Here is a 25,211-nt window from a genome sequence, read left to right on the forward strand (position 1 = left end):
CATCCCCTCGATCACGGAACGACGGCCCGAGCGCGGGAGCGGCGGGGAGCCGTCGGCGAGGAGTGAATGGTGACCAGCGCGACCCCCCTGAGCGCGACCCAGCAACGACCGGGCATCGGAGCCCTGGTGGAGATCCGAGGCCAGCGCTGGGTGGTCAGCGAGGTCGACGCCGGCGAGCCCAGCACCCTGGTCGGCCTGCAGAGCGTCGAGGACGGCCGGTACGGCGACCGGCTCGACGTCGTCTGGGAGATCGAGCCCGGCCGCCGGGTGCTGCCCAGCGGCTCGCTGCCCGACGTGACCCCCGAGGGCTTTGACCCGCCCGAGCGGCTGGCCGCCTTTCTGGACGCGATCCGCTGGTCCGCGGTGGCCAGTGCCGACGTGAAAACGCTCCAGGCGCCGTTCCGCTCCGGCGTCGCCATCGAGAACTACCAGCTGGAGCCGGTGGCCCGCGCCCTGGACGCGCCCCGGGTCAACCTGCTGCTCGCCGACGACGTCGGCCTCGGCAAGACCATCGAGGCCGGGCTCGTCGCCCAGGAGCTGCTGCTCCGCCACCGCGCCAGGAGCGTCATGATCGTCTGCCCGGCCGGGCTGACCCTCAAGTGGCGCGACGAGATGGCGGAGAAGTTCGGCCTGGACTTCACCATCGTCGACACCGAGCGCTGCGCGACGGTCCGCCGCACCCACGGCAGCGCCGCCAACCCGTTCAAGGTCTACCCGCTGACCATCGTCAGCCTGCCCTGGCTGCGCGGCCCGAAGGCGCAGCGGCTGCTGAACGAGGTGCTCGACTCCTCCGGGCTGGAGCGCCGCTTCGACCTGCTCATCCTGGACGAGGCCCACCACGTCGCCCCGGCCGCGCCCAAGCAGGTCTACGCGGTCGACTCCCAGCAGACCAAGCTGATCCGCCACCTCGCCCCGCACTTCACCCACCGGCTCTTCCTCTCGGCCACCCCGCACAACGGCTACCAGGCGAGCTTCACCGCGCTGCTGGAGATCCTCGACGACCAGCGCTTCGCCCGGGGCGTCGACCCCGACCAGGCCGCGGTAAAGGAGACGGTGGTACGCCGCCTCAAGCGGCACATCGTCAACGGCGACGGCAGCAGGCGTTTCCTGGAACGCGCCGCGCGGGCCATCCCGGTGCACTACCCGAAGGACGAGCGCGAGGCCCACGAGCTGCTCAAGGAGTTCGCCGAACTCCGCCGGTCGCGGCTCAACCGGAGCCGGAAGGGCCGCAAGGCCGCCGACCTGGTGACGCTGCTGCTCAAGAAGCGGCTCTTCTCCAGCCCGGCCGCCTTCGCGCACACCGTCGGCGTCTACCTGAGCAACGTCACCGACCGGCCGGTCGAGACGGATGACGACGACGAGACCCTCCAGTGGGCGGAGGAGTTCTGGGAGAACACCGCCACCCTCGACGACGAGCCGCTGGCCGAGGCCGAGGACGACGCGATCGGGATGGCCGCGCCGCTCCAGGGCGCCGCGACCGTCGCGGAGGTCGAACTGCTCAACCGGATGCGGGCCTGGGCACTCGACTACACGGGCGCCCCCGACGCCAAGGCCCGCGAGCTGATCGCCTACCTCAAGGCGGTCTGCTGCCCGGATGGGCAGTGGACAGGCGAGCGGGTCGTCATCTTCACCGAGTACCGCGACACCCAGAAGTGGCTGACCGAGCTGCTCCGCCAGGAGGACCTGGCCGGGGACCGGCTCGCCATCCTGCACGGCGGGATCGCCGCCGATGAGCGCGAGCAGCTCCGGGTCGCCTTCCAGACCGACCCGGCCGAGCACCCGGTACGGATCCTGCTGGCCACCGACGCCGCCAGCGAGGGCATCGACCTGCAGAACCACTGCCACCGGCTGGTCAACTACGACATCCCGTTCAACCCCAACAAGCTGGAGCAGCGGATCGGCCGGGTCGACCGGTGGGGCCAGAAGCACAACCCCGACATCCGCCACTTCGTCGGCACCGGCTGGGAGCGGGCCGTCGACTCCTTCGAGGCCGACCTGGAGTTCCTTTCCCGGGTCGCGCAGAAGGTCGCCCGGATGGAGGAGGACCTCGGCTCGGTCAACGCGGTGCTGGCCGACGCCGTACAGAGGCGGATGCTGGGCGGCATCCCCGACTACGACGTGGAGCGCGCGCCGCAGCGCCAGACCGTGCAGGCCGAGACGGACGTCGGCGAGCAGGTACGCAGGCTCCGCGCCAACCTCGACGACACGAAACGCGAGCTGGACATCACCCCGGTCAAGGTGAAACGGGTGGTCGACACCGCGCTCGGCCTGGCCCGCCAGCAGCCGCTCCACAGGCACGTCGACGACAAGCACCTCGCCGAGGGCCTGTACGACGTGTCGCCGCTCACCGGCTCCTGGGAGCGCGCGAGTGCCGGGCTCGCTGCGAAACTTCGCAAGAAAGACGAGCCGCCCAGGCAGCGTCCGGTCACCTTCGACGAGCGGGCCACCTTCGACCCGCAGGGCCGGGTCCGCGACGACGTGGTCCTCGCCCACCTCGGCCACCCGCTCGTCGCGATGTCCACCCGGCTGCTCCGCGCCGCCGTCTCCAACCCGGAGATCGACCTGCACCGGGTGACCGCGGTGGTCAGCGACGACCCCGCGCTGGAGACCACGCTGGTCGGCGCCTTCTTCCGGTTCGTCCTGGTCGGCGGGGACGGTGTCCGGCTGCACGAGGAGGTGCTGCACGCCGGAGGCTGGATTCCGGAGGGTGGCAGGTTCCGGCGGCTGGACAGCGTGACCGCGCTCGGTACCCTCCTGGGCCGGGCACTCGCCGGCGGCACCCCCGCCTCCGCTCCGGTACGGCACCGCCTGGCCGCGCTCTGGCCGAAGGTCGGCGAGGCCGTCCTGCAGTCGATCGACTGGCGGGTCGACGGCAAGGACCAGAAGCGCGACCAGCTGGAGCGCAAGCTCGCCCAGCGGATGGAGGCCGAGCAGGCCCGGCTGACCGCCAACCTGGCCCGCTTCGAGAGCACGCTCCGCGCCAAGCTCGCCGAGAACAGCGACGAGGACGCGCTGTTCAGCCGGATCGAGGCGAGCCGGAACAAGGAAGAGCTCGACCAGTACCGCAGAGACCGCAGATCCTGGGAGGACCGCTTGTCCCGCCTCGCCGAGGAGCGCGACCGCGAGCTCGCCACCGTCGCGGACCGCTACCGCGATCCGCGACCGCACCGGTTCCCGGTGGCCGTGGTCTTCGTCGTGCCGAAGCGTGAGGCCACCCGATGAGCCGGGGCAGGACGTTCGGCCGGGAGCGGGACGCGGTACGCACCCACCAGGAGTGGCTGAGCCTCGTCGAGGTGTCGGGCCCGTTCCTCAGCGTGCCGGTGCTCCGCTCGGCCTGGCCGGAGCTCGACTCGCTGAACAGGGCGGAGCTCGACCGGCTCCGCCTCGCGCACGCCACCTGGCTGGCCGGCCGCGACTCCAGGGACCGGGCCGCCGTCCGCCGGGCCTGGATCGGTCACGTACTGCGCGAGCTGCTCGGCTGGGACGACGCGGTGCGGATCGGCGGCCTCGACGAGCTGACCGTCCAGGTCCCCGAGCACGACACCACCCTCACCCCGCACTTCGCGCTGACCGTCCCGGGCGCCGGGTCCGGTGCCGCACCGGACCCGGGTGCGATCGGGGCCATGCCGGACTCGGGCGTGATCGAGGTCGCACCGGACTCGGGCGCGGCCGGGACCGCGCCGGTCTCGGACACGACCAGGATCGAGCCGCGCCCGGTCGCGGCCGGTGACGTACGGCTGCTCGGCATGATCAGCAACGACCATCCGATGGTCCGGATGCGCACCTCTACCTGGGCCGCCACCCCCGTCGACCGGATGGCCCAGCTCTGCCGTCACCACGGCGTCGAGCTCGGCCTGGTCACCGACGGCCGCTGGTGGACCCTGGTCTGGGCGCCGAAGGGCGGCGTCACCACCACCGCCGTCTTCGACGCGATCCCCTGGACCGAAGCCGCCGAGCGCGACGTCCTGCGCGCCTTCATCTCACTGCTCAAACTCGACCGCTTCTTCTCGGTACCCCAGGCCGAGCGGCTCCCCGCGCTGCTCGCCGCCAGCCTGGACAACCAGGAGGAGATCACCGAGGCCCTCGGCGTCCAGGTCCGTCAGGCCGTCGAGCTGCTGGTCACCGCGATCGGCCGGGCGGGCGTCGGTGACGAGGTCAAGGCGCACGAGGTCTACCGGGGCTCGGTGAGCGTGATGATGCGGCTCGTCTTCCTGCTCTTCGCCGAGGAACGCGGCCTGCTCCCCGCCGACAACGAGGTCTACGCCACCGCCTACTCGGCGAGCCGGCTCTGCGCCGAGCTGGAGCAGCGCGCCATCGAGGGCACCGAGACCGAGCTGGAGAACACCAACGGCGCCTGGCACCGGCTGCTCGCCGTCTTCGAGGCCGTCTACCGGGGCGTCGACCACCCCAGGCTGACCATGCACCCGCACGACGGCTCGCTGTTCGACCCGGACGCCTTCTCCTGGCTGCCGCTGAGCATCGACGACCGGGCCGTACTGCACATGCTCAAGGCCGTGCAGTACGTCGAGGTCGGCACCGGCAAGAACCGCGAGCGCCGCAGGCTCAGCTTCCGCTCGCTGGACGTCGAGCAGATCGGCTACGTCTACGAGGGCCTGCTCTCCTTCGAGGGCTTCCGCGCGGCGGACACCGTCGTCGGCCTGATCGGCAAGGCCGGTAAGGAGGCCGAGGTCGAGCTGACCGACCTCGAAAACCTCGCCGCGGGATTCGGCGGTACGACGGGCGAGGGCTTCGCCGCCAAGCTGGCCGAGCTGTACCGGGACTCCGGGTTCGGTACGGCCGGTGCCGTCGCTCGAAAACTGACCCCGCTGGACGCGGCCGGTGAGCTGGAGGCGACCCGGAAACTGCTCGCGGCCACCGGCGGGGACGCCGAGCTGGCCCGGCGGCTGCTGCCGTTCGCCGGGATCATCCGCGACGACCTGCGCGGCCTGCCGCTGGTCATCCTGCCCGGCACGCTGTACGTCACCGAGTCGGCGTTGCGGAAGAACACCGGCACCCACTACACGCCGAGGAAGCTCGCCGAGGAGGTCGTCGAGGGAGCCCTGGAGCCGCTGATCTACACGGTCGGTCCCCTCCAGACCGCCGACCGGTCGCAGTGGAAGCCGAAGACGGCCGAGGAGATCCTGAGGCTCAAGGTCGCCGACATCGCGATGGGCTCGGCCGCCTTCCTGGTCGCCGCGGCCCGCTACCTGGGTGACGCGCTGGTCAAAGCCTTGTTCCTGGAGGGCGACGAGCGCGCGGTCACCTACCTCGATGGCTTGACCGGCGACCAGTTACGCACCGTCGACGCCGAGGCCGACCCGCTGGTCATCGAGGCTCGCCGTCAGATCATCGAACACTGCCTGTACGGCGCGGACATCAACCCGATGGCCGTGGAGATGGCGAAGCTGTCGCTGTGGCTGGTCTCGATGGACCCGGCCCGGCCGTTCACCTTCGTGGACGACCGGCTGGTGGCGGGGGACTCGCTACTGGGGATCGCGTCGCTTGAGCAGCTTGAGGTCATGCACATGGATCCGGCGAAGGGCCGGAAGATCCATGAGGATCTCTTTGACTGGACGGCGGGTGCGCGGGAGAAGGTCGCCGAGCTGGCCGAGAGCCGCCGGGGGATCGCTGATATCGAGCTGGGGGAGGACGCACTGGCGGGGCTGGCCAGGAAGCGGGCTCGGCTAGGGGAGGTGGAGGCCGCTTCGGCGCAGCTTCGGTTGTTCGCGGACCTGACGGTGGGGGCGGCGCTGGCGCGGGAGATCTACGACGTCAACAGCCCGGACCGGGACCTGGAGGGCGACCACGGTCGACACGGCTCGACCGAGAAGGGCAGAAAGTTAAGCGCCGATGTCGCCTCGCTCCGAGCTGCCGAGCTTGCCGACGCGGTGAGCAGGAGAGCGGAGCAGGCCGAGCTGGTCGCCCGTGAACAGCGCCGCAGGTGGCTGGCCACCGACCAGGTTGACGGCTCCTTCGACCGTCATCCGATCCACTGGCCGTTGGCCTTTCCCGAGGTCTTCGCGAGTCATATCGTCGAGATTCTCGAAAACGGCGAAACCCAGATTCGGCCAAGGCCGGATGGCCCCGGCTTTGACGCGATCATCGGGAACCCGCCTTTCCTGGGCGGTCAGAAGCTCACCGGGACGATGGGGGTTGCCTACCGGGAGTACCTGGTCGAGGCGATAGGCCACGGAGCCCGGGGAAGCGCCGACCTGGTCGCCTATTTCGTGCTCCGAGCCCATGAGCTGCTGAACAGCGGTGGCCAGACCGGGCTGATCGCGACGAACACCCTGGCACAGGGCGACACGCGAGAGGTGGGTCTCGACCAGCTTGTGAAGGGCGGCGTGACGATCCGCCAGGCGGTGAAGAGCAAGCCGTGGCCGTCGAGGAGCGCGGTGCTGGAGTACTGCGCTATTTGGACCAGCCAAACCTCGCTTAGTAAAGAATCCGAGATAATCGTAGACGGCATGGCTGTTGCGGTAATTACATCGTTCCTAGTCCCCGAGACACGAGTAATTGGAGATCCGCATAGGCTGATAGCTAGCCAAGGGGTAGCGTTCAAGGGGATTGAAGTTACTGCGATTGATGGTTTCACCATGACTCCTGAGCAGGCACGCGAACTAATCAATAAAAAGCCCGCCAATGCCGATATTCTCTTCCCTTTTGTGAACGGAGAAGACCTTAACTCTCGCCCCGACTGTTCGGGGCGTCGATGGATTGTAAATTTTCACGATTGGCCGGAGGGGCAAGCAAAAAATTATATTGATTGCTATGTGCAGTTGCGCGAACAAGTGCGACCGATTCTCCTGACTAACAACAACCCGCAGTTGCGCGAGTTCTGGTGGCGCTATAAACGGCCTGCGCCTTCTATGAAAGCAGCAATTGCGGGCTTAAAGCGGGTAATCGTAATCACGCTCGTGAGTAAGGTCGTGATGCCGGTGATGGTGCCGACCGGGCAGGTGTTTTCGCACATGCTTGGTGTCTTCGCAACCGATGACACAGCGATGCTGGCGCTGCTGTCGAGCGCACCGCACTACTGGTGGGCGCGTGCGCGTGCGTCGTCAATGAAAGCGGATCTCCGCTACACGCCCTCAGATGTCTTTGAGACGCTGCCCCTCCCCGAGTTGACTAGGGAGATGCGCGACCTCGGCAACCAGCTCGACACCTTCCGCCGGAATCTCATGCTCGCCCGTCAGGCTGGTCTCACCGCCACCTACAACCTGGTCAACGATCCCAAGTGCGAGGACGAGGACATCGTCGAGCTTCGCCGTATCCACCGGGCCATCGACGAGGCGGTCTGCCGTGCCTACGGCTGGGACGACCTGATCCCCCAGCTCGACCACGGCCACCACCCCGTGGCCCGGGAGACCCGCTACACGGTCGGTCCCGGCGTGCAGCGGGAGTTGGTGGACCGGCTGCTGGAGCTCAACCACGCCCGCTACGCCGAAGAGGTCGCCCAGGGCCTGCACGACAAGGCCACCAAGAAGACCACCCGAAGCAAGCCCAAGCCCAAGCCCAAGGCGATCACCGACCAGGAAGACCTGTTCTGACCGGGGGCAAGGCGAGGGAACCTGGGATGAGCCGAGCGCGCACTCGGCTCATCCCGAGCGCCGTTGGGAAGAGGCATGGCGGATACGCCCGCTACTCCGAGTGAGTTGACAGACACGGATGTGGACTGCTTGGCTTGCGGCGTCGCCCCACGGGACATGTGCCGGTGGGATCAGGCCCCGTCCGGCGGACGGGGTCTTGCACTTTCTCGCCAGGTCGCCGGTCGCCGGGTCTCTCGGGGCTGTCGCCTTGGCTGCGGTGGGTGCCGCATGACTCGCTCGGGGTCATGAAGTGAAGCCGGGTTAACCTCCGCAGGTGGTGGCCCGGCTTTCGCGTTCCTGGTTCGTCTCGCGGATGTCGGCACTCCCCTCGGAGAGTGGGTGCCGGGCCTCCAGGCTTCCAAACATGGCTTAAAGTGCTTGTCTGATCACTGTTGGTGAGGCAGGCTGGGGAGTGCCGCGCCCCCGGTGGGTGTTGGAAGTGAGGCCGGGATCACCGATGGAATCGGGTGCCCGGCTCTCGCGCCTTTTGTGGCTCAACATGCTTGCCTGGTCATTCTTGGCGAGACGAGCTGTGCCGCACTCTCTGGGGTGCGGAAGTGAGGCCGGGCCTCCCGATGGAATCGGGCGTCCGGCCTTCGCGCTGTCCGGCCCCGAGTCGACGGTCGCGCGGGTACGCCTATTACTCCAAGCGAGTTGACGGGCACGGAAATGGGCCTGTTCGCCGACCTCGACCACGCCATCGGACACGCGCCGTTGGTCGAAGGTCCCGCCCACTGGGCGGGACCTCGGTTTTTGCGACAGGCCGGCGGTCTTGGATCTTCTCCTCGCGGGACTCGGTCCTGTCGGTTTTGGAGTTCTTCGGGGTGGTCAGGGGAGGGGGGCGAAGTCGCTGTTTTTGATGCCGTTGATGAAGGTGGTCCACTGGTTGCGGTGGAAGATGAGGGTTCCGCCGTCGCGGTTCTTGGTGTCGCGGACGGCGACGTCGTTGCCGACGAAGGCCATCTCGACGCAGCTTGCTCCGTCAGCGCTGAGGCTGCTCTTACGCCAGCGTGCACCCGATAGATCTGGCTGCATCTCGGTTCCTTCCGCTAATGATCTTCGCGTAGAGATGCGAGTAGCGCGGTTGTGTCGGCTGGGCTGAGCGCTATCGCGCGAAGATGCTGACACATATGGTTATACATCTCGATATCCGATTCCTTCTCAAGGAATAGGTCGCCAGCCATGCTGTCGATGTAGACCACGTCGAAGTTGTCCTCGGCGAACTTCAGGACGATGAAGCTGCCGGGCATTCCCGGATGGGCTCCGGCGGAGAACGGGATGACCTGGATGGTGATGTGCGGGCGTCGAGCCTGCTGGGCCAGGTGCTTGAGTTGGGCACGCATGACAGAGTCGCCGCCGACCCGTCGGAGCAGGGCGGCCTGATCCAGGATCGCCCACAAGCGGAGAGGGGTGTCTCCCTCTAAAAGAGCCTGCCGCTGCAGTCGAGCGCTGACGCGATTCTCGATCTCTTCGTCGGTGGCGGTCGGCCGTACACCGCGGATCATCGCCCGGATGTAGTCCTCGGTCTGCAATAAGCCGGGGATGAACAGCGACTCGTAGTTGATGGCCTGTTCGGCCTCTGCCTCCAGACCGATGAGGGCGGTGTACTGGTCGGGGAGGCTCGCCTCGAAGCTGTGTAGCCAGCCGCGTTGCTTAGCCTCCTTCTGCAGGGCTATCAGATCTGCACGGGTGTCGCCGGTGACGCCGTAGATGTCGAGTAGGGCGAGGAGTGTCCTGAGCTGCGGTTTGGTCTTGGCGGTCTCGATTCGGTAGAGCGTGACGATGTTGACGTGGGTTTTCTCCGTGACGTCATCCTGGGAGAGTCCGGCGGCCTGGCGGAGACGACGTAGCTCGGACGCCAAGCGGCGCAGACGCACCGTAGGAGGTTGGCGCTTGCCGGATGACGGGGGTGTCTTTTCGCTCATTCCCTACCTCTCCCGCATTTGGTGCATCTCTGGATCATGTGTGAGAACAAATGAAGCCCCTTGCATTAACCAAGAGTGATGGTGCATGCTCTCTCCGTAAGCATTCCAGGTGGGTGTCCCCCTGGAAGGTGAAACGCATGATTTCCCCAGACGGCCGGGCGGGCGATCTTCCCTCCCGAGGCGGCCCACCCCGTACCGGGTGTCCGTCCGGCCTCAGCGGTACGACCGGCGACACATCTGCGACGCTCCCCGGCCGTACTCCCATAGGACCGGCACCGTGCCCCCGTCCCCCGTGGGGGTGAGCGGCGTCCCCGGCTGCGAACGGTGCCGGTCCTATGCCCGACGTACCAACCAGGAGCGGGTGAAATGACCGGTGCCATCGGCAGCACGCAGTACCTCAAACTCTCCGTCTTCCCGACCTCGCCCTACTACGCCCGGGTCCACGTCCGGCGCGTACTGGAGAGCTGGCACCGGGACGACCTGATCGAGACCGCCCAGCTCATCGCCTCCGAGCTGGTCTCCAACGCGATCACCGCGCACGCCGCGTGCCCCGACACCGCCAAGGCGATCCCGTACGCCGACCCGGACCAGATCTGGATGGACCTCTACCGGATGGGCGAGACCGTGGTGCTCCGCGTCTGGGACGCCAGCCCCCTCACCCCGGTCGTCCGCGACCCCGCCCCCGACGACGAGAACGGCCGCGGCCTCCACCTCGTCGACCTCCTCGCCACCGACTGGGGCTACTACCGCCCGACCCTGGGCGGCAAAATCGTCTGGTGCACCCTGGCCTCCCCACCATCGCCCCGAGAGGCCACTGAGCCCTGAAAAGGAGTCGCTGACCGGCTTGAGCCGTACGGCGACAGCACGCCGGAGCACGAGGGCCGCGATCGTCCGAACCACGGACTCGCGGCCTGATCACGTGCGAAACTGTGCCGCGACCGACCGGTGGGCGGGTTCCGTCCGTCGGGTCGTCCCATCATGATCTCCTTGCTGCCGACCGTAATGCTTGCGGAAGCGGCGAGGCTCCCTGTCCGGTGATAGGCCGATCGGCGATGATGACAGCAGGAACGACAATGGGAGGAGGCGAGCGACATGGACGACATCCGGACTCGGACGGGTCTGCTGAATCAGAGCGACGCCGCCCGTTTCCTCGATATCGACTGACTGCGCACGGTCTGGACCCCTACGAGGCCCCGGCTGCCAAGAAGAAGCGAGCGCAGCGTCCGGAGAAGGCGTAAGCGCCGGGCTCCCGATGTTGAGCAGCTTGTCGCTCAGCCGGCATCTGCTGCTGGGCCCGTTGGAGACCAGACCCTGCCCTACGGCGGTCTCAGGACCGGCTATCCGAAGCTCCCCGCCGACCCCTTCCCGCATCGTGGAGACGTTCCGGACGCACGGAGTCGACGTGCCGGGTGTTACGACGGGGTGTCTTTTTCGCCGCGGAGTACCCGGAGTGCCTCCTCGGCCCGATTCTGGGCCTCCTGATGCGTCAAGCCGTCCACGGAGGCGACGAAGGAGACGAAGACGTCCCTGTCGGGGGCCTTGAAGCTGAAGGTGTCTCCCAGCGAGGGGAAGATTCTGCGCGTGAGTTCCATCGTGGACGCGGTGATCTTCTCGTTGGGAGTACTGTCCCCGCCGATTGCCGAGAGCATGCCGAACCATGCGCCGAGGCGCCACGTCAGGGCCTTGGCGAAGGCGATGTTGAACGGAATCCCCACGATGGGAATGGAGCCGACGAGCTTGTCCCAGAGCAGGTCCTGGGCGAGGAAGGGAATGTTCGGCTTCAGGTATTCCTTGGCGGCCTCCGCGGTGATGTGGCCCCTGCCGTAGATGCTCCGTACGTCGTTCCACAGGTCGATGTAGAACGGAATCGCGATCACGTCGACGACCAGGTTCGCTCCGCCGCCGAAGAACCCGCTCGCCCCCTGCGCCAGCACGTTTCCCGTCGCGAGGGTGCTGGTTCTTTCGTAAACCCGCGCGGCGCGCTCCTCTTTTTCTTTCATGTTCCCTTCCGCTTTTTCGTGTCCTGCCAGATGGAACGAGGCCGGGGGGCTGGCCGTACCGAGTGTAGAACGAGGATTGATCTCTGGATACGGTCCCGTTTCCCGGGGCGATGGCCGCTCCGCGGGCTGTTGTCCCCGGTGCGTGCCGCAGGGACCTGACGGTGTCCCTCATCCCTTCAGGGGCCGGCGGGGCGAGAGCGGCGTCCGTGGCCGGGGGTAGTGCCGAGCCGGTCGGCCAGGCGCTGTCCGACGCGCCCGAGTGGGAATCCATTCGATATTGACAAGCTTGGGAAGGGCCTGAAAAGGTCTCGCGTACAACGAAGATCATCCGACGTTTTTGGGTCTGACCATTCAGGGAGATCGCGGTGACGCGGAAGAAGCCTCTTGCGCTGACACTTGGCGTGTCATTGCTCCTGTCCACGGGGGTAGCGGCTGACGCGTCCGCGACCAGCTCCGGCGAGGAGCGCTTCCAACCGGGTGTCACCTACGATCTGTCGGTGACCGACGCCGAGCGCGACGCGATCCACGCGGAAGTCGAGGCGTTGGCTGGACGCGTCAACAGCGCGCGGGCGGGGGACGGCACCTACGACCCGCTCAGTCTGATCGGGGCGATGCTGGACGGGTCGAGCTACGACTCCATCTCCCGAGGCGGCACGGCCGCGACGGCGTACCCCTTCCCGGTCAGCAACACCGAAGCCAACCAGAACGAGTACGACCGCAAGGTCGCCAAGCTCGCCTGGGTGGTCAAGCTGGCCACCGACCTGGGTTTCCCGGTGGTCGTCCAACGCCAGCCCGACAAGTACGTCTACGCAGAGATCGGTGATCCGGACGCCCCGGAGATGGTCATGGCGTTGAGCCACCTCGACTCGCCGACGGCTTCCGTTTCGCCGGCCCAGCTGGCGCGCTGGCGGAACGCCGATGGCAACCTCGGCACTCCTGGTGCGTACCACTCGCCCTATGTCCAGGACGGCTGGGTCTACGGGGCGGGCGTGCAGGACGACAGCGGTCCGACGCTGGCGACGCTGCTCGCGGCCAAGGCGCTGCTCAAGGCGGGGTTGCCCCTCGACCGACGCATCCGCATCGTCATGGGAATCTACGAAGACGGCGGTCCCGGCACGCCCTCGACGACGAACACCGCCACCTTCCAGTCCATCCCGTACAACTCGAACCCGAGCTTCTACGACAACTGGGCCTACAAGAACCTCAATCGGGAGGAGATCCCGATCGCGGCCTACACCTCCGACTCGCGGTTCCCGGTCATCGTCGGCAACTCCGGATCAGTGACCCCGTCGGTGTCGATGAGCTTGTCCGCAGACAGTACCAAGGCCTTCCGGCTGACGGATGCCACAGCCGGCGTCACCCTGCGTGAAGGCGATCCGACGCTCAAGGACATCGCCTACGGCAGCACCACGCAGATCGCCTCCCGGGCAATCTTCACCCTCGACGTGGCGGGGGCCGGCTCCGCCGAGCGCGACCGATTCGTAGCGGCGATCACCGCCGCCGCGACCACGAAGGGTTGGCTCCCGGCTGCTCCCCGCACCACCCCCAAGGTGCAGACCATGATCACCGGCGACTCGCTCACGCTGGAGATCAACACCGATGTGGCGATGGAGATGCCGACCCCGCAGTACGGCAGGAATGCCGTCGTGTGGGGGATGTTCCTCCTCTCCAAGGGACTCGGCGCACTGGGAACCACGGCCGCCGACATGCAATTGAAGAAAGCCGCCGACGGCATCGCCGACCTGTTCTTCCGCGACGGTGTCGAAGGCGAGGCCTATATCGGCAAGTACATGGGCATCCCGGCGAGCCTGTTGCGCAACCCGAGCAACGGCACCCCGAACCTGACCTTTGCCCTCATGGGAGGCATCAATTCGGAGACCCCGACGAGCTTTTACCCGGACGCCTCCGGAAGCCTCAGCATGCCGATGTACGTGCGCAGCATGCACGTCACCGCGACTGACTCCAGCCAGGCAACGACGGCGGTCACGGCCGCCTTCCAGGCGAAGGGGTTCACCATCGGCAACCTCGGCTCGCCCGTCGGCGCCGGGTTGTACGTCACTCACGACAACCCGCTGACGGCTCTTCAGTTCGGGAGCTACCAAGCCTCGATCAACCGCAACCCGGAGAAGTTCGCGGATCCATATTCCCTCAGGGACGTGGTCTATCCGCAGGGCACGACCGGCGGCACCCTGGCCGGCAACTTCCGCAACAAGATGACCGCCTTCGGCGCGGTGATCCCGGGTAACGAGCGCTGGTGGCACACGGCCAACGAGCGGATGAAGGTCGACTCGGCAGTGCAGATGACCAAGATGATGGCCGATGGCATGCTGGAGATGGCCCGGTACTCCGGGCCCGCCGGTGCCAAGTTCATGTGGGCAAGCATCCCGGGGCTGAACTCCGACCGGGCGGACCTCGACCTGCTCGACGTCACGATCGGAACCTACAAGGACGCGTCGGCCGCTGTCGGCACGAGCCGGTTGGGCACCCAGGCCCTGCTCGGCGCCACCTCGTTCAACATCCCGATGTGGAACGGGCGCGGCAACTCGGCTCCGACGGCCTCGGCTTTCGCGCTGGGGCACGCCCCGGGAGGGGTCTACCTGCCCCTGACCGACACCGAGTACCTGAACACCACGTACGTGTCGCCGATGCGCTTGGAGTTCAAGGTGGAGCGCCCCGACCACATGTCGGACGAGGCTTGGGCGAAGTTCGTGGCCGGTGGCTACGGCGACTTCCAGTTCAACATTCTCGTCGGCGACGCGGTTGTGCCGCTGGCCGTTCCTGCGGGGCAGAATGCGGACAAGTACTTCTCCTCGCGCATCTCGGCCAACAACCCCGACGCCATCTACCTGTCGGTCAACCTCGCGATCACCGATGCCCCGTACGCCGGGGTGCAGGCCGTCCTCGCGGATTCCAAGACGGACCTGTACACGGTCAATCCGACGTACCTGGCCTCAAACCCAGATCCGTTCCCCGGGCGCGGAGCCATCGAACAACGGGGCTTCTTCCTGTTCGGTGATGGGCAAAAGAACGCGGAGTTCTCTTCGCCCGACGCGGTCTACGTGACAGTCGCCAACGCGGTCATCGATGCCAAGCCGTCGGCGGTGGTGAAGAAGTTGAAGGGCAACAAGAACGAGTTGACCATCACGGTGAAGCAGACCCACATCGACGGCAGCGAGTCTCCTGTGACGGCCACGTTCACCATCGACAACAACGCCGCCGGCACTTACACCGTCGGCGATTACAAGGTATATGTCGAAACCAAGGGCAACACCCAGGTGCGGTCGATCTCCATCGTGTGACGCGTGTGAACCGGAAGTTCAGTGCGCGCACGAGAGGGCAGGCGCGGCGGCGGCAGGATGCCTCGACTCGGGGTTTGCGGCCGCCGGGGTGCGAGGCCGCATTGACAACGGAAGACATCCGGACTCGGCTGGGTCTGCTGAATCAGCGCGACGCCGACCGCTTCCTCGATATCCGGCAGCGGACCTTAGAAGGTGTAAGCGCCGGGCTCCCGATTCCATCGGGGGGTTCCCGGCGCCACTTCCGTGCCCCAGAGAGCACGACACCGTCAGTGTCTGCTTGCTCCCTCTTGGTCGTCAAGCCGAATGGGGGCTCGGCGGTGAGGAGAAGCAGACCCTCGCCCCCGCCCTGGAACTTCTGGACGACGGCGCGGACCTCACGACCCGCAAGGAGTTCCGTGGCCACGCGACCGCCGGTGCGATCCTCGCCGACCCCGACGGGCGGATCCTGCACATCCGCCACCTCGCCCTGGACCGGTGGCTGCTGTCCGGCCGTCACCTGGAGGCATCCGACGCCATCCTCGGTCCCATTCCCCCCATTCAATAAATGAACAGGGTGAGGGCGGATTGTTCGCCGCCCTCACCCTGCTACTTCCTGGAGCGTTCAGATGATCGAGATCGAGACCGCCTGCTTCACCTGGATCAGGACCGGTGATCTCGACCAGGCGGTCCGGGTGTTCGGTGGAGACCCCCTGGTGTCGGAGCCGGAGACCCTCGACGGCCTGTTCGGCATCGCCCCGGAGGACCTGCCCGACGACGCCACCGGCGTGGCTCTGGTGGCCCGTCACGGGGAGTGGGCTGTGATCGTCGAGCCGTTCGCGTTCCGTGGGCTGAGCGAGGCGTTGCTGGGCGAGGTCGCGGCGAAGGGGGAGGCGTTCCGGATGGCGTGGACCGTCAACATGGCCACCTTCGTCAGCTACGTCCGTGACGGCGAGGTCGTCGCGTCGTTCGACGCCCTGGATCTCGACGGCGCCTCCGGCCGGGAGTGGCTCGACGGCCTGCCGGTGGGCGAGGCCGACTGGCGCGCCGACTGGAGGGCCACCGCGTTCGCCGTGGCCGAGCACCTGTCGGGGGTCGTCATCGACGACGACTGGACGGCCCGGTCTCACGCCCTGCACTGGTTACGTCCGATGACCGTTGTCGCGCGCCCGGCTCTGCGCGTCGACGGGCGCATGCGGGCCGTCGCGGCTGTCGACTCTCGCATCGCCCGCATCATCGCCGACCCCACGCCCGACAGGGTGCCGGAGATCATTGCCATCGCGGCCGGTATGGCCGTGGCCACGGCGGGCATCGACGGGCCCCTGGTCGAGGAGGCGCTGGCCCTGATCGCGGCCGGCGCGTGCTCCGCCGAGCTGGCCGAACGGCTGGGCGACTTCCGGATGGAGTTCGCGCGACGGGAGTGGGAGGCGTTTCAAGCCTCGCCCGACAGCGCCCGGCAGCGATATCCCTCACCGGGCCATGACACCGACTACGGCCGATGGGCGGTGAAGGGAGCCGCCGCCGAGGCACTGAGGGCGGCGGTGAATCCGGACAGGGATCCGTTCTCGCGGGCCTGGCAGGTCGTCAACTACTCCGGCGGCGCCTACCTCAGCGAGGAGAACGGGGACATCGACCGCCACTACGCGCTCGGAAAGATCGTCACCTTCCTCGACCCCTGAGTAACTGCGAGCGGGGGACGGTGAACACCATCAGGTTTATCGCCGGTACCGTCCCCGAGGTATGTGCACGCCGTGGAACCACACCGCCTCGCCCACGTTCAGATCCAACGCCATCACGTTCTCCCTGCCGAGTAGGAAGTATGTGGCCGTGGGCCGGGACGAACCCCGCGCCCATCGGTGAATCTCGTAGGAGCTTGCAGCGGAGTGATCCACCGGCTGCGGCTAGCCTGCGGGGGTCACAGACAATGAATCCTGCTCACCTCGATTCGGGGATGGCTCCGCACAGGTAGGTGGACCCCTCCAGCAGTTCCGGTGTAAGCGTGATTCCGGTGAGACGCTCGGCCATGAGGAACGCCGGCCCTTCGCTGGGGTAGAGGTGTCTGTAGTCGGAGTCGATCCGCTGCATGCTCTCCACGATCTCCTCCGGCGCCTCTTCCGAGTAACCGTCATCAGCGATGAAGCAGAACCGGATCTCTCCATCTTCGCTCCAGTAGAAGGACTCGACGCCTTCGACGTCGCGGAAGTGGGAGACGAGGCGGGTTCCCGCCGACAATGGCGTGATGATTCCTTCATCGGCGCCGATTCCGCCGTTGGGCTCGACGACGAACACCCAGTCGCCGATGGTCGTGGCGCCGAGGAACGCGGTGCCGTAGCCGTGCCTGTAGCTGGTCGCGATGAGCTCCTCAAGCGTCATAAGTGTGAAGTCCTCCGGCCGGGCACCGAGCCGGGTCACCAGTTGCTCGGGTGTCAGGCCGCGGATGTAGGTGAAGCAGTAGGCCTCCGTCAGGTCGGGGAAGCGCTCGTAGGAGAACCAGGCATAGTCGTCAGGGGGCGTGATCATTTCGTCATGCTCGCAGCACCGACCGACACGATGAACCTTTTGGCCCGCTTCTGGGACTCTGGCTTGTTTCTACCTCGGTACGGGGTGATGACCGGGCCTTCCGCCCCCTGATAGGCCTTGTCGGCGAGCGTGACGATGCTGGCCCGCTCCAGTTCGCGTAGGACGCCCCAGATCCGGACGGCGCTCAGGTCGTGCGCCTTGCCGGGCAGCGCTCCGGACGTCCACAGGATCGTCCCGTCCGGGGTGGCGATGACCTGGACGTTCATCCCGTGCACGCGGTGCTTGCCGGAGAAGTACGGCCGGTCGGCTTTCACCCGGTCGGTGCGGATCAGCGTGCCGTCCAGCACCAGATAGTGCAGCCCGTCCTTCTTGGCTTTGCGTACCGCCTGCCGGAGTTTCGGAGACCGCGCCGACAGCAGCCTCACCGTCTCTTCCACGTAGCGCCAGGCGGTTGCCGTCGATACTCCGAACCCGGCGGCCAGTTGGCTGAACGTCTCGCCTTTGCGCAGGTAGACCAGGACGAGCAGGGCTTGTTGTCCTGGGTTCAGCCGCCGCCGGATCGATCCGATCGCCTTGCGCCGCCGACGGATCAGCCCGGCCACGTAGTTCAGCGTTGAACGCGACACATCGACCGCGGCACGGTAGAACAGCCCCTGAAGCTCCTGGTTGTGACGGGTCTGGTTGTGGTGATCAATCCGTCTACCAGGAGCTTTCTACGCCATCAGGCGAACGTCAGAGTCGCGATCATGCTGTGACCAGTAAGCCCATCCCCAGAGGGTGAAAAAGGTTCAGTGTTCTCCATGCGCAGATGAAGGGCCTGTCACCGCGGCTCCTTGAGTCTGGAAACGGTCTGAACGCCGCCCCGGGCCTCTGGCGGCACCCCCGTTTCCGAACGTCGCCTCCAAAACCACGAGATCGCGAGCAAAGTGACGACCATGGACAGCAGTGCGGAAACGAGGATCGCGGTCCGGGCATCCACGAAAACTCCCGGGGTGCCGGACATATACCCAAGTGCCAGGCAGGTGTTCACGAGCACGCGGTAGTACGCCCATGCTCTGCCGTGCATCTCCGGGCTGATGTTGTGGTGGATCACGTTACGGACGCCGACATTGTGCACACCGTTGCCGAAGCCACCGACGAGGAACGCCAACCCGATAACCGCGGCGATGGGAACCAACCCTTCGACCAGCAGTGCGGCCGACACGAGAAATGCCCCGCCCAGCAGCATGACGAGATGATGGCGCGACACCCTGCTCCACCCTCCGATGAGGGAGCCGGGTATGGATCCGAGGGCCCAGGCCGACAGCAGCAGACCGTAGACGGCGTCGCTGCTCGTCACTTCTCGCAGGTAGAAGACACCGGCGACGCCCTCGATGGAAGTCGCGAAGACGACCCCCGCGAAAATGGGCAGTAACGGGCCGACGATCGGAGATCGCCACATGGCCCTCAACCCGTCGAGTGCTCCGCCGAAGGGGTTCCCGCCCACCGACACGCGTTTGTCGATCTCACCGGGGATGACCAGTCCGACGACGAGCGCCATCACCAGGAAGGTGGTGCCGTTGAGCCCGAGCAACCACGAGGATCCCACTATGGGGTGGAAGGCGCCGCAGAAAGCGGGGCCGGCCAGACCGGCGATGGACAGGGCTGTCGTGAGCCCGCCGTTGGCCTTCTCGATGCCCGCCGCCCCGGCGACCGCGGGAAGCAATTTGAAGCTGGCCGACGAAGAGGTAACGGCCAGCACATTGGCCAGAGCGACAAGAGCGACCCGTACGTGGAAATCTGGAATCAGCGTCGCCGCTGCGAAGAGTGCGGCCTGGAGCAGGACCGCCGCCACCCAGACCTTCTTGGCGTTGGCGCGGTCCACGAAGGCGCCGAGAGCCGGTGCCAGGAGCAGCGGGGGGACCAGTTCGGCGAAATACACTTCTGTGACCCACCACGTCGGTCCTTTGTCCGCCGCGTCCAGGACCATCGCCAAAAGTGCGATGCCGTCTCCGAACGCGGAAACAAGCGTTCCCAGGATGAGCGCGACCAGAGCGAGGGGAGGCCTTGTGAACGTCATTCCCTATCCATTTGCAGTAACAACACGTCGCAGGGCCACCCTTGTGCGCCACCTCGGTCGACCCTTGTGAGCTCACTCGCCTTCAGGCTCAGACCGATTTCCTTTGCCAGGGCAATGATTTCACCAGACCCCAGATGCGCTCTCGATGTACGCCCAGAACCCGCTGGGAAGCGGTGGCCTTGATATTCTATGAAGTAGTTCTGTCGAAAATCCCGGTCTTGGTAGTGAACTCCTCGCCAGAGCAGGCGGCCACCTCCGGCCCCTGGTGCCGCTTCCGCCCGGTCTTCCGCTGGTACCCGGACACCTCGGACTCCGGCCCGCACTGATGACGGTCTCGCGCTCGTGTTCCCATTTTCCCTCCGAGAGCTCAGGCTGTTTCCGTCGACCCTGTCTCAGTGGTCCAGCCAGAATTGGAGCTTGAGCGGAGTGAAACCGATGATGTCCGGCGTGAACTCTTCGTGACCGAGAGCCTTACGGGCCGCGACGTCCCGTGCCTACGACTGGAAGGCCCATGCGTCTCGGGGAATCACGTAGAACGTGTGGCGGGCCTCGACCCAGTCGCGATCGATGGGATGTCCGGTGATTCGGCCGATCAGGGTCAAGGCGGCGTCGATGCTCTCCTCGACATCGGCGCCCTCCTCGTACGCGAGAACAAGTCCCTCCATATACGGGTCGAGCGCCTGGCGATCAGGCCCGCTGCGGTCCTCTGGAAACATGAAGTCCATTGAGACCAGGACGCGCCCATCTTCTGCATAGATCAGCCGCTCGTCACCATTGACGCTCCAGCCGATTCCAACTGCTCGCCCGGCCCCGGCGGACAATGCCTCAAGTGCCGAATATCGAGTGCAGTCCAGTCCGTTGAGCTGCAGGATCATTGTCCAGGTCCCGGCCGGACCGATGAGGACCGCGCCTTCATCGAAGTCGGAGTCTCCCTCTTCGTGCATCAGCTCGTCGATAGTGGACGTGTAGGCGCTGTCAAGGTCTGCTCGAAGGCGACGCGCGGCCTCCTCGCCGGTCAGGCCTTCGCACCAAGCCGCGCGGAAGCCGAAATCCTCGTTGTCGAGGTCGTATTCGTCGAGGAGATCGTAGAGGTTCAAATCATCTGTCATGTGTCATGGCTCCTTGAGGATGTGGTGTCCCGGCCTGAGCTGGAGATCCTGGTGACCATCAAGGTGATTCGGGTCATCTATATCCGTTGTAACGGCTCTGGGCGGTATTGCAACTTCGGTCGCCCGGTAGTTGACTAGATCAGCCTTTTATCCTGAATCGTCCATCAAAGTGTTTTAGTCGGCTTTTGGACTTGTTTTGCAGACATGCATCGTTTGATGCGACCTAGGTGGTATCTAGGCGTTCGTCGGAATTGATAGCTATTTAAGATGAAACTAGTATCGATAAAAGGCATCCCTGGTTTGGGTGTATCGATGGAGAGCGGTTGCGTGGGCAGGCATCTTTCCTGTTGCCATGGCAGGTCGGTACGGGATGGATATCTGAGGTATGCGAGGTTGGGTAGTCGGCTGCCCGAATGTCGCAGGAGAGCGTAACCGCAGGTCGTTGGGCGCTGCTTTCTTCTGCCCAAGGTCATGCTGGAGATGTACTCTGTGAGGCACAAGTGAAGGTAATAGGTCAGCAGATGTGAAGTGCGAAAACCGGCTTGTGGACCCGTAACTCCTGGTAAACAAGTAAAGCAGGGAGCCTGATGTCCGATTTGACGCGCCGTCGAAAAGGTTCCAGGGGGGCGGTTCGCCTGCTTACCTCCACAGCGCTCAATACATTTGTTGGCCTGCTTGGTCTCATTGTTCCGTTGACCGCCTGGGCGTTGGGGCAAGCCTCGGTAACAACAATCCTTTTTGTCGTTGAAACTGGCTTGTTGGTTGCAATTGTCATCCGACATGCTTGGTTGCAGGCAACCTACATGCAATTCAGGCGAGCGAGTGGCAAGGCGATGTCTGATCCAACGTACTTCGAACTTATAAGCGCCACTCTCGAAGGAGAGTTGATGGAGGACACGGAGGAGATCGCCGATGGCCATCTCCTCCTGTACGCGGCGGAGGTTCCGCGAATAAGCGTGCTGCTGTACCGGACATTGATCGACTCTTCATGTCAGCCACGAAAGATTATGGCAACCGATCTCACAATAGATCCTCGGCTATTGACCCAGCGTAGAGAATATCTCGTGGAGAATCGTCGGCTGATCGAGTCCGGCGGCGTTATTCTACGCATATTTGTCTGCCGCCTGTCGGATTTGACGAAACGTGGCTTCGCCAAAGACCTGATCGATCTCGTCGACCTTCACCGGTCACTGGGTGTTCAGTGCGGGCTCGCCGTACGTGAGTGGCTGAGGCCCGATCAGACTGTCGACTTCGTGGTGGTGGCCGCGGCGGCCGTGCTGGTCGAGGAGGAGCAGGGCGATGCGGGATACAGCAAAGGTCGAAGCAGCGTCTACTTCAAGCGCATAGACAAATGGGTGAAGAAGTTCGACGAGATCTGGGGTGCGGAAAACTCGTCTGCGGCGCCGGCCGTTCTTCATTCATACGAACAGGTGGCTCGCGAACTGCTGATCGATTCCAGGTGGAAGCCAGCGGAGATCAGCGCAGCTTTAAGTAAGCACAGATAATCGATTGTGGGAGATATGAACAGCATCGAGATCCTGAAGACCCACGGCTCGAAGAACGATATTTTCATCATCGAATCTCCTCATGACCGGTTTCCCGAAGAGGTGGACCTGGTGCAGTTGGTTCGTGGCATTTGCGATCGGAACGGACCACTCGGTGGTGATGGGATCTACTTCGTTGATCACGTCGATGGAGTGCCGGAGGCCACCTTCTTCAACCCGGACGGTTCGCGGGCGGACCTGTGTGGAAACGGAATGAGATGTCTCGGACGGTATGTTCTTGAGCGAAGGGCTGAGACCTCGACGTCGATCATGTCAGGCCGTCATCGCTTCGTTGTTCGCACTGCTCCGGAAACAGCAGGTGGTGTGCGTCAGGTCTCAGTGGACCTACCCCTGGTGTCTTTCACGGCGCCCAGTCCGATAGTGGCCGGCTCCGCACTCTGGGTTGATCGATCCATTCCTGTCCTGGATTCGGATCTGACCTTCACCGCCTTGGCCGTGCCCAACTCCCATCTTGTGGCGATCGTCGATCATTACGATGAGCAGGAGCTTGTCCGTATCGGAGGCGTCGTGGCCTCGGACGTTGATCAGTTTCCCATCGGGGCGAACGTCTCATTCGTCTACCCCATAGGACCCGACGAGATATTCGTCAGAACCTACGAGCGTGGAGTCGGCCTGACGCCATCCTGCGGCTCTGCCGTCGTAGCGTCATCGGCAGTGTATTCGCGACTCGCGGCCAACACGCAGGTAAGCGAGATCACCGTCAGAAATGCGGGAGGAATGGCGAAGGTCACCCTTCGATCGAAGAACGGTGATCTGATGCCGACCCTCGAAGGTAACGCAACATTCGTCTATCGGGCTGACGTCGCCATCGACGACATCCTGGACGCCGAGCGAGAGTCCTTTGTGCAGGGCGAGTCTTTCCCCGCAGAGATCGCAGCCTATGTCGATCTGGAGAACGAGAATCGTGCTTGGCTGAAAGAAAAGGGGATATTCGTCTAATGGCCAATGGGCTGGTCCTTGTTCTGATCGGGCTGCTCGTTCGCCAGATCGATCACTGGTGGTTCTCCCCGTATCGCCGTCTTCCGGGCTCCAGCAAGGATCGTCCCGCCTGCAACGACATAGCCTCTATCAAGCGACTCCAGCGTGCCCGCGCCAACGACTACACACCGATCTGTGTCGTCGTCGGACACTGGCTCGAAATAGCGGGCCTCTGGATGATCGGCGGAGCGGTGGACAATCTCGCCGTATGGGTGCTCATCGGGCTACTGGTCTCGATTGAGTTCCGCTGTCTGCAGGAGGTTTCCCACTATGCGGTGCATCGTTCGCTCTGCCGCACCCGTCGTGTCGGCGACATGTTGGCCAACATGGGATTCCAGTTTCCGCTCGCTCTGCGGGATCTGACACAGCGGCGAGTTGTTCATGTGCGGCGTCACCACCCGAACGCCATCATTCCCGGGGTCGATCCCAACTTGGAGGATCTCGCCAACGCCGGACTTTCTATGGGGTGCACGAGAGGTGGGTTCCTTCTGGGTGTTCTGTTCCCGATGACGCCCAGAGGGGTTTACCGGACGGGAAGGGACGTCTGGCATGCACTGACTTCGAGTCGGCAAAAAAGATGGGTGCTTTTGTCGACAGCGATCACGATGGTCGGTGCATATCTGCTGGGTGGACCACTCGGGCTTGCCTTCGGTTTCCTGATCCCGCGGTTCCTCGTTTATCCGGAGCTGTCGTGGATATCTCTGCTCGTCGAGCATCGATGGTTTGATCGCCCGCCGGATCGTGGCAACCGGGTGACTGTCGAGGCCGCGCGCTGCCAGCGTCTTTACTATGGAAGACCCGTGCTGGAAGCTCTTGCCGGTCAGACTCTGCTTCCCTATGGAGACCTGCGGCATTTCGCTCACTCGGCATATCCAATGATTCGCTGGAACTACCTGAGAGCCGTGGAGAGAGCCATCGGACAGCCACAGAGGCTGGTCCCGGCGATTTTCTTCGGTCCGCACTCGTCATTGGCATATGTCTACCGGTCCACTGTCCTTGGAGAAGCTCATGACGAAAGCAGGGCGCAGCCGCATCCACTCTGAGCAGAGGACACCGTGAAGATCACGGTGGTTGGTGCCGGCGTGATCGGGCTCACAACGGCCCTGAGGCTGAAAGAGACGGGAGCAGAGATCTCCATCATCGCCTCCGAACTTCCGCGGCAGACCTCCTCGGCGGTCGCCGCTGCCCTCTGGGGTCCCTTCCGTGCCGGACCTACCGGCGACGTCGCTCGCTGGAGCTCTCACTCGCTGAGGGTCTTCCGGCATCTCGCGGAGCACGTTCCGGCGGCGGGGGTGCGGATATCCTCGGGCATTCAAGCAGCCCGACGTACGGTCTCGCCGCCGGCCTGGCACGAACTGCTGAACGAGTTGGCCGAGTGGACACCGTGCGCCGCACAGGACATGCCGCAAGGCTTCGTCATGGGGTGGCGATACAGCACGCCGATGATAGAGATGCCGACCTATCTGAGCTACCTGGAGAATCTTCTGTCGGCCACCGGCACAAAGATCGAACAGGCTACGCTCACCTCCCTCGAAGAGGCAGGCCGACCTGATCTGGTTGTCAACTGCTCTGGATACGGGGCAGCGGAACTGGCCGTGGACCCCTTGCTACACGCGGTGCGCGGGGATCACCTGGTGGTGGAAAATCCGGGAATAACTGATTTCTTCAGCGAGGATCGTGAATCATCGGATCGTCTCACCGCGATCTACCCTCACAAAAAGACAGTCATACTCAGCGGCACCGCGATCGACGGTGTGCGGGACCGCACTCCGGATTCCGCGATAGGGAAAGCGATCCTGGCGCGTTGCCGCGAGATCGATCCCCGCTTGGGCGACGCCTTCATCGTGGACCATCAGGTCGGAATCCGGCCCGTCAGGCCAACCGTCCGACTTGAGATCGATCGCCTGGCGAACAACGTGCCCTGTGTTCACAACTATGGGCACGGTGGAGCGGGTGTGACCCTCTCCTGGGGATGCGCAGAAGACGTCCTGCGGATCGCACAACCCTTGCTCTAACCACCGGGGCGGAGCGTGGAGTTCGCTGCGGGCGGGTTGCCGTCAGGCCGGGGGTGGAGGCAGCGGTGTCGAGAGTCCTGAATAAAAATATCCTTATATATCCACTGGTGTCGCTTTTGTCTGATTCGGCATTGAGAGACACGCCAAAAACGAGGCTAAGTTTGTTTCAGTGAACG

At 64.9% G+C, this 25,211-nt stretch carries 16 protein-coding genes and 1 pseudogene; 10 read left to right on the forward strand and 7 right to left on the reverse strand.

The window, feature by feature from the left end; all coding sequences use genetic code 11:
• Window positions 1-66: 66 nt before the first annotated feature.
• Entirely contained in the window at window positions 67-3,222 is a 3,156-nt protein-coding gene (gene drmD / locus ACFQVD_RS41845; RefSeq protein ID WP_343974433.1) for a DISARM system SNF2-like helicase DrmD, read from the forward strand.
• Window positions 3,219-7,550 (forward strand): Eco57I restriction-modification methylase domain-containing protein, encoded by a 4,332-nt coding sequence (locus tag ACFQVD_RS41850; RefSeq protein WP_343974429.1) that lies wholly within the window; start codon window positions 3,219-3,221, stop codon window positions 7,548-7,550. Before drmD ends, ACFQVD_RS41850 begins: the two co-directional genes overlap by 4 nt.
• Before the next feature lie 867 nt (window positions 7,551-8,417).
• Here ACFQVD_RS41850 and ACFQVD_RS41855 read toward each other — a convergent pair.
• Window positions 8,418-8,624 carry a DUF397 domain-containing protein gene (locus ACFQVD_RS41855; RefSeq protein ID WP_343974425.1) on the reverse strand — a complete coding sequence of 69 codons (207 nt, stop codon included), beginning with the start codon at window positions 8,622-8,624 and terminating at the stop codon, window positions 8,418-8,420.
• 14 nt (window positions 8,625-8,638) lie between these two features.
• Window positions 8,639-9,466 (reverse strand): helix-turn-helix domain-containing protein, encoded by an 828-nt coding sequence (locus ACFQVD_RS41860; protein ID WP_343974423.1) that lies wholly within the window; start codon window positions 9,464-9,466, stop codon window positions 8,639-8,641.
• A 414-nt stretch (window positions 9,467-9,880) separates the two neighbouring features.
• Between ACFQVD_RS41860 and ACFQVD_RS41865 the strand changes: the two genes are divergently transcribed.
• Window positions 9,881-10,339, forward strand: coding sequence for an ATP-binding protein (locus tag ACFQVD_RS41865; protein ID WP_343974420.1), 459 nt, complete (start codon window positions 9,881-9,883; stop codon window positions 10,337-10,339).
• A gap of 587 nt (window positions 10,340-10,926) precedes the next feature.
• Here ACFQVD_RS41865 and ACFQVD_RS41870 read toward each other — a convergent pair.
• A complete protein-coding gene (locus tag ACFQVD_RS41870) occupies window positions 10,927-11,514 on the reverse strand; it encodes a hypothetical protein (protein WP_157594386.1) in 588 nt (195 codons plus the stop codon).
• Between the two features lie 365 nt (window positions 11,515-11,879).
• Between ACFQVD_RS41870 and ACFQVD_RS41875 the strand changes: the two genes are divergently transcribed.
• From ACFQVD_RS41875 to ACFQVD_RS41885, 3 genes are all read left to right on the forward strand, one after another.
• Window positions 11,880-14,813, forward strand: coding sequence for a M20/M25/M40 family metallo-hydrolase (locus tag ACFQVD_RS41875; RefSeq protein WP_343974412.1), 2,934 nt, complete (start codon window positions 11,880-11,882; stop codon window positions 14,811-14,813).
• Between the two features lie 277 nt (window positions 14,814-15,090).
• Window positions 15,091-15,357, forward strand: a complete 267-nt coding sequence (locus tag ACFQVD_RS41880) for a hypothetical protein (protein WP_343974409.1) — start codon at window positions 15,091-15,093, stop codon at window positions 15,355-15,357.
• A gap of 61 nt (window positions 15,358-15,418) precedes the next feature.
• Window positions 15,419-16,468, forward strand: coding sequence for a DUF6461 domain-containing protein (locus ACFQVD_RS41885; protein WP_343974406.1), 1,050 nt, complete (start codon window positions 15,419-15,421; stop codon window positions 16,466-16,468).
• A 256-nt stretch (window positions 16,469-16,724) separates the two neighbouring features.
• Here ACFQVD_RS41885 and ACFQVD_RS41890 read toward each other — a convergent pair whose 3' ends face one another.
• From ACFQVD_RS41890 to ACFQVD_RS41905, 4 genes and pseudogenes are all read right to left on the reverse strand, one after another.
• Window positions 16,725-17,309: a DUF6461 domain-containing protein gene (locus ACFQVD_RS41890; protein WP_343974403.1), complete on the reverse strand. Its 585-nt coding sequence runs from the start codon at window positions 17,307-17,309 to the stop codon at window positions 16,725-16,727.
• 35 nt (window positions 17,310-17,344) lie between these two features.
• Window positions 17,345-17,959 (reverse strand): annotated as a pseudogene (locus tag ACFQVD_RS41895) (transposase family protein); the annotation flags it as partial.
• Between the two features lie 170 nt (window positions 17,960-18,129).
• Window positions 18,130-19,368: an MFS transporter gene (locus ACFQVD_RS41900; RefSeq protein WP_343974400.1), complete on the reverse strand. Its 1,239-nt coding sequence runs from the start codon at window positions 19,366-19,368 to the stop codon at window positions 18,130-18,132.
• A 494-nt stretch (window positions 19,369-19,862) separates the two neighbouring features.
• Entirely contained in the window at window positions 19,863-20,477 is a 615-nt protein-coding gene (locus tag ACFQVD_RS41905) for a DUF6461 domain-containing protein (RefSeq protein ID WP_343974397.1), read from the reverse strand.
• Between the two features lie 587 nt (window positions 20,478-21,064).
• Between ACFQVD_RS41905 and ACFQVD_RS41910 the strand changes: the two genes are divergently transcribed.
• Genes ACFQVD_RS41910 through ACFQVD_RS41925 form a run of 4 tightly spaced genes read left to right on the forward strand, consistent with a single transcriptional unit; the run spans window position 21,065 to window position 25,035 of the window.
• Window positions 21,065-21,982 carry a hypothetical protein gene (locus tag ACFQVD_RS41910; RefSeq protein ID WP_343974394.1) on the forward strand — a complete coding sequence of 306 codons (918 nt, stop codon included), beginning with the start codon at window positions 21,065-21,067 and terminating at the stop codon, window positions 21,980-21,982.
• Between the two features lie 15 nt (window positions 21,983-21,997).
• Window positions 21,998-22,981, forward strand: a complete 984-nt coding sequence (dapF, locus tag ACFQVD_RS41915; protein WP_343974391.1) for a diaminopimelate epimerase — start codon at window positions 21,998-22,000, stop codon at window positions 22,979-22,981.
• Window positions 22,981-24,063: a fatty acid desaturase gene (locus tag ACFQVD_RS41920; RefSeq protein WP_343974388.1), complete on the forward strand. Its 1,083-nt coding sequence runs from the start codon at window positions 22,981-22,983 to the stop codon at window positions 24,061-24,063. Before dapF ends, ACFQVD_RS41920 begins: the two co-directional genes overlap by 1 nt.
• Window positions 24,064-24,075: 12 nt before the next feature.
• The gene (locus ACFQVD_RS41925) at window positions 24,076-25,035 is read left to right on the forward strand and encodes an FAD-dependent oxidoreductase (protein WP_343974385.1); all 960 of its coding nucleotides are present in this window, start codon (window positions 24,076-24,078) and stop codon (window positions 25,033-25,035) included.
• Window positions 25,036-25,211: the final 176 nt, after the last annotated feature.

The sequence above is a fragment of the Streptosporangium amethystogenes subsp. fukuiense genome (assembly GCF_042665875.1).
Lineage (GTDB): Bacteria > Actinomycetota > Actinomycetes > Streptosporangiales > Streptosporangiaceae > Streptosporangium > Streptosporangium fukuiense.

Coding starts and splice junctions, on each gene's coding strand:
- drmD (WP_343974433.1), top strand. CDS start 67: ATGGTGACCAGCGCGACCCCCCTGAGCGCGACCCAGCAACGACCGGGC.
- ACFQVD_RS41850 (WP_343974429.1), top strand. CDS start 3,219: ATGAGCCGGGGCAGGACGTTCGGCCGGGAGCGGGACGCGGTACGCACC.
- ACFQVD_RS41855 (WP_343974425.1), bottom strand. CDS start 8,624: ATGCAGCCAGATCTATCGGGTGCACGCTGGCGTAAGAGCAGCCTCAGC.
- ACFQVD_RS41865 (WP_343974420.1), top strand. CDS start 9,881: ATGACCGGTGCCATCGGCAGCACGCAGTACCTCAAACTCTCCGTCTTC.
- ACFQVD_RS41870 (WP_157594386.1), bottom strand. CDS start 11,514: ATGAAAGAAAAAGAGGAGCGCGCCGCGCGGGTTTACGAAAGAACCAGC.
- ACFQVD_RS41885 (WP_343974406.1), top strand. CDS start 15,419: ATGATCGAGATCGAGACCGCCTGCTTCACCTGGATCAGGACCGGTGAT.
- ACFQVD_RS41890 (WP_343974403.1), bottom strand. CDS start 17,309: ATGATCACGCCCCCTGACGACTATGCCTGGTTCTCCTACGAGCGCTTC.
- ACFQVD_RS41900 (WP_343974400.1), bottom strand. CDS start 19,368: ATGACGTTCACAAGGCCTCCCCTCGCTCTGGTCGCGCTCATCCTGGGA.
- ACFQVD_RS41905 (WP_343974397.1), bottom strand. CDS start 20,477: ATGACAGATGATTTGAACCTCTACGATCTCCTCGACGAATACGACCTC.
- ACFQVD_RS41910 (WP_343974394.1), top strand. CDS start 21,065: ATGTCCGATTTGACGCGCCGTCGAAAAGGTTCCAGGGGGGCGGTTCGC.
- dapF (WP_343974391.1), top strand. CDS start 21,998: ATGAACAGCATCGAGATCCTGAAGACCCACGGCTCGAAGAACGATATT.
- ACFQVD_RS41920 (WP_343974388.1), top strand. CDS start 22,981: ATGGCCAATGGGCTGGTCCTTGTTCTGATCGGGCTGCTCGTTCGCCAG.